This is a genomic window from Thermostichus sp. MS-CIW-25, assembly GCF_054060015.1.
The window spans coordinates 1-7,429 of record NZ_JBSSCS010000067.1 but is presented as its reverse complement, the minus strand read 5'-3'; the positions used below and the strand labels follow the sequence as shown (position 1 = coordinate 7,429).

General features: G+C 58.8%; 10 protein-coding genes. 7 read left to right on the top strand and 3 right to left on the bottom strand.

What is annotated here, in order from left to right; genetic code table 11:
• On the top strand, positions 1-155 hold a 155-nt coding region (locus tag ACVWZ1_RS14025), incomplete at its 5' end, for a transposase (RefSeq protein WP_457503725.1).
• Between the two features lie 213 nt (positions 156-368).
• On the opposite strand, the gene ACVWZ1_RS14020 is transcribed toward ACVWZ1_RS14025, so the two are convergent.
• Entirely contained in the window at positions 369-947 is a 579-nt protein-coding gene (locus ACVWZ1_RS14020; RefSeq protein ID WP_414373976.1) for a hypothetical protein, read from the bottom strand.
• Between the two features lie 381 nt (positions 948-1,328).
• On the opposite strand from ACVWZ1_RS14020, the gene ACVWZ1_RS14015 reads away from it, so the two are divergent.
• The gene (locus ACVWZ1_RS14015) at positions 1,329-2,015 is read left to right on the top strand and encodes a DUF3318 domain-containing protein (RefSeq protein ID WP_457467393.1); all 687 of its coding nucleotides are present in this window, start codon (positions 1,329-1,331) and stop codon (positions 2,013-2,015) included.
• A gap of 4 nt (positions 2,016-2,019) precedes the next feature.
• Here the strand turns inward: ACVWZ1_RS14015 and ACVWZ1_RS14010 are convergent, their stop codons facing one another.
• Positions 2,020-2,973, bottom strand: a complete 954-nt coding sequence (locus ACVWZ1_RS14010; protein WP_414400684.1) for an asparaginase — start codon at positions 2,971-2,973, stop codon at positions 2,020-2,022.
• Between the two features lie 142 nt (positions 2,974-3,115).
• Here ACVWZ1_RS14010 and ACVWZ1_RS14005 point away from each other — a divergent pair, with 142 nt between their 5' ends.
• The 4 genes from ACVWZ1_RS14005 (at position 3,116) to ACVWZ1_RS13990 (ending at position 6,423) form a co-directional block, all read left to right on the top strand.
• The gene (locus ACVWZ1_RS14005) at positions 3,116-3,910 is read left to right on the top strand and encodes a sirohydrochlorin chelatase (RefSeq protein WP_011432672.1); all 795 of its coding nucleotides are present in this window, start codon (positions 3,116-3,118) and stop codon (positions 3,908-3,910) included.
• A gap of 64 nt (positions 3,911-3,974) precedes the next feature.
• Positions 3,975-4,757, top strand: a complete 783-nt coding sequence (gene cobA, locus ACVWZ1_RS14000) for a uroporphyrinogen-III C-methyltransferase (RefSeq protein ID WP_011432673.1) — start codon at positions 3,975-3,977, stop codon at positions 4,755-4,757.
• Entirely contained in the window at positions 4,754-5,542 is a 789-nt protein-coding gene (locus tag ACVWZ1_RS13995; protein WP_457503724.1) for an ABC transporter permease, read from the top strand. Before cobA ends, ACVWZ1_RS13995 begins: the two co-directional genes overlap by 4 nt.
• Before the next feature lie 191 nt (positions 5,543-5,733).
• Complete coding sequence (locus ACVWZ1_RS13990; protein ID WP_414358159.1) at positions 5,734-6,423, top strand: response regulator transcription factor; 690 nt, start codon at positions 5,734-5,736, stop codon at positions 6,421-6,423.
• On the opposite strand, the gene ACVWZ1_RS13985 is transcribed toward ACVWZ1_RS13990, so the two are convergent.
• Positions 6,409-6,672, bottom strand: a complete 264-nt coding sequence (locus ACVWZ1_RS13985; RefSeq protein WP_414358160.1) for a ParB N-terminal domain-containing protein — start codon at positions 6,670-6,672, stop codon at positions 6,409-6,411. The genes ACVWZ1_RS13990 and ACVWZ1_RS13985 overlap by 15 nt on opposite strands.
• Positions 6,673-6,820: 148 nt before the next feature.
• Here ACVWZ1_RS13985 and ACVWZ1_RS13980 point away from each other — a divergent pair, with 148 nt between their 5' ends.
• A complete protein-coding gene (locus tag ACVWZ1_RS13980) occupies positions 6,821-7,255 on the top strand; it encodes a hypothetical protein (RefSeq protein WP_457503723.1) in 435 nt (144 codons plus the stop codon).
• Positions 7,256-7,429: the final 174 nt, after the last annotated feature.

Here is a 7,429-nt window from a genome sequence, read left to right as displayed (position 1 = left end):
ATTACATCAGCAAGATATACCGGAAAAATGTGCTGTGGAATGAATCTTATTTCATCGCTTCATGTGGTGGGGTGACAGTCTCGGCATTGAGCCAGCACATTGAGAACCAAGGTACTCCCGCCTCTCATCCCGGCCCAAGCGCTCCGCGCCGCTAGCGCGTTCGCTTCAGCGGGACGTAGTCCATACGTTCTACGGACAGAGGGCGGGGCTTCTCGGCGGTTTAGCTAACTGACGCTGCTTGGAACGAACTAACCGCTTCCAGCGCCGCGAGCCTCTCTTCTTGCGAGCCATTAGCCTGGAGAGCTTGCCCTTCAGCTTGTTCTGGTAACGCCTTTGGGAACGCAGTAACCGCCCGTTAGCTATATAAATTAGCTATATAAAGTTGCCCGACCGTCGTGAGCAGTAGCTAAATGCACTTCCCCTAAATCGACACCTGCTACTTCCCCAGCCTTTGCCGTTACTTCCCCTTCCGGCCTACTTAACTCGTAGCAGGCCCGCAACTCGTACTGCTTGCCGTCCCAGCCGATTTCTACCTGCACCGGTGTATCCCATGCCCAAGGAATAACCACAGGCGGGTTGGTCTTGCCGTTGGAAAGAACTAACTTCCCACCCCGAACCCTAATGGCAGAGGACTTCCAGATGACCTTGAAGTAGCGCCGCCGTCTTTTGGGGGGCTTGGCGTTGGGATCCGTTTTACGACGCTTGTACCAAGACTTCAGAGAAGCAAAGAAACTTTGTACCACTGCATCGGCACTATGGGCGTGAAGTTCGTTTCCACTACTGTTGGGAAACCAGCGCATCAAACTCGAGGGCTTTAACCACAAGCCTTTCTTGCGTGCCACTCGCCAAAAGAAAACCAAGGTCTTGGAGTATAGCTCGCCCGCGGCTAAAGCCAGATGCTGCAGTTGCTCTGAAAACCCCAACTTTAGCTTCCGAGCAAAATACATCGGAAACCCTACTCGTGCTAGCCGGATTTTAGCAAAAAGCCGCCCTACTCGCGTCAGCGGGCCGTAGGCCCTAGGGCGGGGCTTGAACCCAGTTTTTTGGTCAACTCATACCGACAGCGTCCTCTACTTCCCCTGCCTCTCAAGGGCAGAAAGGCCCAAAAGATGGGCGCGTTGCAAAAATGACAACTAATCCAGAACAAGCTGGTCTGGTTTTTACAGTCAATTCAGTTGAGGGTGAGACGGCATTACAGGTGAGATGGCATGGACGCAGACCTCAAATCGCAAAAGGCTTTCTTGGAGCTAGCCTGCAAGGAAGGCTAGGATCCTTATACTATGGGGGTAATGATCTCCAGCCGCTCCTTATAACCGCACCGTGCCAGCATGTATACCATTTCCGACTTTGACCGCCTGATCCAGTTTCTCCCGGTGGAGATCCGCCCTGAAGTGCAGATCGAGATCGGCACCCCCGACCAGTCTCGGATTGTGCAGCCGCTGTGGCGCTTTCCCTGGCAGAAATACTCTCGCTTCGCCATTGACCTCAGCCGTTGGCAGAAGCTGAGCCCTGACCAGCAGAAGATCTACTTCCTGCGAGAAGCGGTGATGGCCACAGAGCTGGCTTTGGGGGATAACTGGTCGGCGTTGTTGCTGTATCCCGCCTTGATCGGGGCCGGCAGCATGGGCATTTTGGTGGAGCTGCAGATGGGAGACAACCTCGGTGTTGGCCTAGCAGCCGGGTTGGCCGCTTCGGCGGTGTTTCTGTTGCGCAAAGCGGAAAAGGGGCAAAAAGCACAAGTTGCAGCCGATGAATTTGCCGTGCGCTACGCCTCGCAAAACGGCTACAGCTCCGAGCAGGCCGCTGCCATCCTGCTGAGTGCGTTGCAACAGGTGGCCATGCTGGAAGATCGCGTTAAAAATGACTACGACACCACCATGCGCCGCCGCAACCTGGAGTTTTTGGCGCAGCGGGGCCTGGGATCCGGCACCTTGACCATCAATCCTAAGTACCGCAACAAAGGCCAGAGCTCCAACCCCGGCCCCAATCCTTACCAAAACCCCTTCCAGCGCTGAGTCTTCAAGGCATGCGCAGCTCCCCTTCTACCTCGAGGCGGGTGTAGGGGCCGACGCGAAGGAAGCGCTCCCCCAGCATCTCGGCGGCGGCAGGCTGGATCCAGCCCATGCGCTGCAGCAGGTGCAAAGCCAGGGCATACTTGGCCCGGGCGGCTCCATCCTGGACCTTGATGGCCAGGCCCATGCCTTCCCCCACCCGGCCAATGCACTGGATCCCTTCAGCACCCGATTTGCTCACCAGATCCCCTTGAGTGGCCCGCATCAATTCCGTGTCGAAACACCCCTGTCCAGCCACCATCTCCGGGTGATGGGTCATGGCCCGTGCTACCGATTCCAAGTCGGGCCGCTCGCCAGCAGTCAGTTGGGCGAATAGGGAGGCCAGGTGGTTCAGTTGCAGTTGGTAGGTGGGCACCCCACAGTCATCCCGCGCAAACAAAAACTCTTCCGAGGGCATTTGCAGCAAATCCGCCAGCTTGGCCCGCACCAGGGCTTGCACCGGATGCTGCCGCTGGGCGTAGTCTGACAAGGTCCAGTTTTGGGCGCGGCTGGCCACGAGCATGCCGGCATGTTTGCCGGAGCAGTTGTGGCACAGGGGGCTGGGCTTGCCGGGTGGGGTGGGGCAGACCAGCAAATCGGGAGACAGATCGGCCCGCCACAGTATACTGAACACCTGCCGCGCATGAGCCGTGGTGCCCTGATGGGATCCGCACATGATGGCAATATCTTTCTCGCTGAGGCGGTAGCGCTCGCGGATGCCGGTGGAGAGCATGGCCAGCGCTTGGAAAGGCTTGAGGGCAGAACGGGCAAAGACGGGGGTGGTGCTGTTGCCGGCCATGGCCAGAGAACGCCCGCGGCTATCGGCCACGACAGCTTGGCAATGATGGATAGATTCGGTCAACCCCTCCCGCAAGACATGGATTAAGAGTTCAGGGGCGGTGGAACGATTCTCAAATGACATGAAAACCTGGGAAAGGGCTGACGAAGCTGGGAAAGAGGGTGTGTACTCTTCAAATCATACGCGCAGATCCTACGCGAGAAGTTGGCGGGATCCCCTAAAGTGGCAAAATAGAGCCGTTCCGCTGGGATCCCTAACCTCTGCCATGTCCTCCAATCCCCTGGTGTTTTTGGTCTGTCACGGCAGCCGGGATCCCGATTATCAGCAGGCTTTGGCAGATTTGTTGGCCCGGGTGCAGCAGCAGCTGGCCCCTCAGCCGGTGGAGCTGGCCCAGTTGGAAGGTCAGCCTCTCACCCTGGCCGAACAGATTCAAGGACGGCTGGCAGCTTGGCTGGGCGCAGGCCGATCTCCCGATCAAGTGGTGCTGCTGTCGCTGTTTATGGGCGAGGGATCCCATGTGGAAGAGGATTTACCGGCTGCGGTGAAGCAGGTTCAAGCTCGCTGGCCGCGCCTGCCCATCCGGTTAACACCCCCCATTGGCCAGCACCCGGCCCTCCTGGATCTGTTGGTGGCTCGCATTCTGGCTCCACAGCCCTCTTGCTCTGCAACGCTCAGGCAATCCGGCGAACGGGCAGATGCCTGGATTGTGCTTGGCCATGGCAGCCGTCTGCCGGGGTTTGCCGCCCAGCTCCAAGCAGGGATCCAAACTGTGCAACGGCGCTTGCCCGAGATCCCCTTGCATGTGGCTTTTGCTGCCCAGTCCCCCACCTTAGAAGCGGTCGTGATCCATTGCTTGCGCCTTAGCCAGTGCCGTCTACGGGTGCTGCCGTTTTTTCTCTTTCCAGGCGGTCTGCTGCGCGCCCTACAAGAACAGGCTCAGCGATTACAGCGGGAATGGCCTCTGCTCCAAATCCAGGTGGAGCCGCCCCTCTGGCGGGATCCTCAACTGATGCAGGCCATTGTGGAGACACTCCAGGCTTTTAGCCCGGCGCTGGAATAGCCGAATCTTTCCCGTTCCCTCAAAATGGATATTTCCAACAGCAATGACGCGACCAGGACTTGAGATGGGCAAAGTGTATTTGGTGGGGGCAGGGCCTGGGGATCCAGGGCTGCTGACGGTGAAGGGAAAGGCGCTACTCGCCCACGCGGATGTGGTCATCTACGATGCTCTGGTGGGATCCTCCATCCTGGAGCTGATCCCGCCGACGGCAGAACGGATCTATGCTGGCAAACACTGCGGCGCTCACACCTTGCCCCAGGAGCAGATCACAGCCTTGCTGATGGAGAAAGCTCGAACGGCAGCCGTGGTGGTGCGGCTCAAAGGGGGGGATCCCTTCATCTTTGGGCGGGGGGGAGAGGAGATGTTGGCTCTGGTGCAGGCCGGGATCCCAGTGGAGGTGGTGCCGGGAATTACGGCGGGCATTGCCGCCAGCGCCTATGCCGGGATCCCTCTCACCCATCGCGACCTCAGCTCTTCGGTTGCTTTTGTTACCGGACATGAGGCGGCAGGGAAATACCGCCCTCAGGTCAATTGGCGGGCTTTGGCCGGGGCGGTGGAAACCCTGGTGATCTACATGGGCATGCACAACCTCAGCCACATTGCCGCTGAATTGTTGGCCGGAGGGAAAGCTCCCGATACCCCGGTTGCCCTGATCCGCTGGGGCACCACCCCTGAGCAAGAGATTCATCTGCTCCGCCTGCAGACTCTGGCTGGGCAGCCCTCGCCCGTAGCACCGCCTTCAATTGTTGTGGTGGGAGCGGTGGTCAGCCTGGCCAGCTTGTTGCCCACTTTGCGTCCGCCAGTCTCGTATTGCTCCGCAGCGCTTGCGCAACCGGAATCTCCATGAACGCCTTCTTTCGCAAGTTGGGTGCCCTCTTCTCCGCCTACTACGCCTACATGCTGGAGTACCGGGCCGAGCTGATCCTGTGGGTGTTGGCCGGATCCCTGCCCCTGATCATGATGGGGGTGTGGGGCGAGGCAGCCCGCTCAGGAGACTTCTCGCTGTCTGCTCTGGAGTTCATCCGCTACTTTCTGGCGGTGTTCCTGGTGCGCCAGTTCACCATCGTCTGGGTCATCTGGGACTTTGAGCGAGAGGTGGTCGAAGGCAAATTATCTCCTCGCCTGTTGCAGCCTCTGGATCCCGCTTGGCACCATGTGGCCAGCCACCTGATGGAGCGCTTGGCCCGTCTCCCCTTTACTCTGGTTTTAATCGCCCTTTTCTTCGTCCTCTACCCCCGTGCCTTTTGGATCCCCTCTTGGGCCCAGGCGGGGCTGGGATCCCTGGCCATTCTCCTGGCTTTTGCCCTGCGCTTTCTCATGCAGTACACCCTGGCGCTGCTGGCCTTTTGGGTGGAACGGGTGACGGCCTTGGAGCAATTCCATTTTTTGGTGTACTTGTTTTTCTCGGGGGTGATCGCTCCTCTGGAGGTGTTCCCACCACCCGTGCGCCAGCTCTTGGCCTGGACACCCTTCCCCTACCTGGTGCATTTTCCCGCCAGCCTCTGGGCAGGGATCCCGGTGGATATTCTGGGCGGCTTTGGCATGGGCCTGGCCTGGACGGGCCTGTTTTGGCTGGCTAACCGCTGGTTGTGGCGCAAAGGCTTGCAACAGTACTCGGGAATGGGAGCTTAGAGGCCCAGGTTCAATCCCCCATCTTTACAGCCACCGTGGTTCTCAGCTTTCAACCAGACCACTTCTGAAACCACTATCATGGGTTCAGTCTCCGTAGCCAAATGACGAATCCTGTCCGTCTCCCTAAAATAGCGACAGATAACAGGTGAATAGCGCTTTACCCTTTTCCCTAACAGCCTCCTCGGGTTCTCATGAAGCGTGTACTGGTCGTAGATGACGATCCCCTCTCCCTGAAGGTGCTGAGCCGCCACCTGACTCAGCATGGCTATCGGGTTTCTACAGGCGCTTCGGGTGTAGAAGGGTTGCGTCTGTTTGCCCAAGAGCAGCCGGATGTGGTGGTTTCAGATGTGGTGATGCCGGAAATGGACGGCTTCGAGTTTTGCCGACAGCTGCGCCAACAGCGCGGCGGCGAGCTCGTCCCCTTCATTTTTCTCTCTTCGCGGGGAGAGATCGATGACCGGGTTCAGGGCTATGAGCGGGGGGCGGATGACTACATCATCAAGCCCTTTGAACCCCTGGAGTTGGTGGCCAAAATCGAGGCCCAGATTGAACGCTCCCGACGCACCCAATCGGAAATTCTGCGGCTGATCCAACAGCAGTCCCAGCCAAAACCGGAAGCGGCCCCCCGACCCACCCCACCCGAATTGCCCCTGACCCCTGCCGAAGAGCGGGTCTTTCGGGAAGTCATTCGCGGCTTCACCAACAAGCAAATCGGCGAGAAGCTGTTCATCAGCCCGCGCACTGTGCAAACTCACCTGACCAACATCCTCAGCAAGCTTTCTTTGGAAAATCGCTCGCAACTGGTGCGTTTTGCCTACGAACGGGGCTACACCGCCGAAGAGGAGCCGGGCCAGAAGGGATCCCTTTCAGGCCAGGTGTAGCCTCAAAACAGCACGTGGCGCTTTTCGCACCCGACAGGGGATCCGCTCCTTGCCCAAGCGGACAAATGCCTCGTAGCGGTGGCAGCCGGAGAACCCGTAGTACTCCCCTTCCACTTCCAAAACCTCAATGGGCTCCTGCAGACCGATTGCTTCGATAGAAGCCATCAGCGCCCGCACCTTATCCGGATCCGTTTGCCGCGGCAAAGGGCGGCGAATTTGGGCAAGGGGAATCTCGCGAATCTGCGCCATGTTGAACTTTCTCCCTAAGCAGGCTACTTAATCATACTCGTTATGACTTTGCTCTATCAAGACTGGCAGAGGGGATGGATTCTCAGGCCAGAGCATGGCAGGATAACACCATTCCTCACTGCTCTCTCCCTCAGTAGCCAACCCAGCCATGTGGCAACTCCTCAAAGCCTTATGGGGAAAGATCGCCGGCCAAGCCCCCCCTGCACCCCCCGCTGCCGCGCCACGACCACCCCTTGACAAGAGGCTGGTTCAGCAGCCCTCTCCCCGGAATGTCCCTGCTGCAGAGGCCGCCCGCAAAGAAGAAGCCCCTGAGCCCACACCAGAACATCCCGCCCCAAAAGTTGCAGCAGCCCAACGGGGTGAGGAACCTGTGGTGTTGCTCCCTTCTCAGGAGAAATCCCCAGACTCTGTGGCAGTAGAATCCCCCATCGGCCCGGCTCAATCCACCTCTACCGCCAAAAGCATCAGCAGCTTCTGGGCCATGACCGACACTGGATCCCGGATTTCCTGCATTGCTGCCACCACCGACAGTGGCCGTGCGGTCAGCTCCATTGCGACTGCTAGGCTCCGCCAACCGGAATAGCGACCGGGATCCCTCTGGCTCCAGAAAAAAACTTCAGCTAGAAATCGCAGGAGTCCCGCCCTCTCCCCGTAGGACGAGGGTCGGGAGGAATGCGGAAGTTACGATAGAACCATGACCCAAGTCCTGACCGTCTCCTGCAAGCTCAAGGTGTCCCAGTCGCAAGCCGCAAAGTTG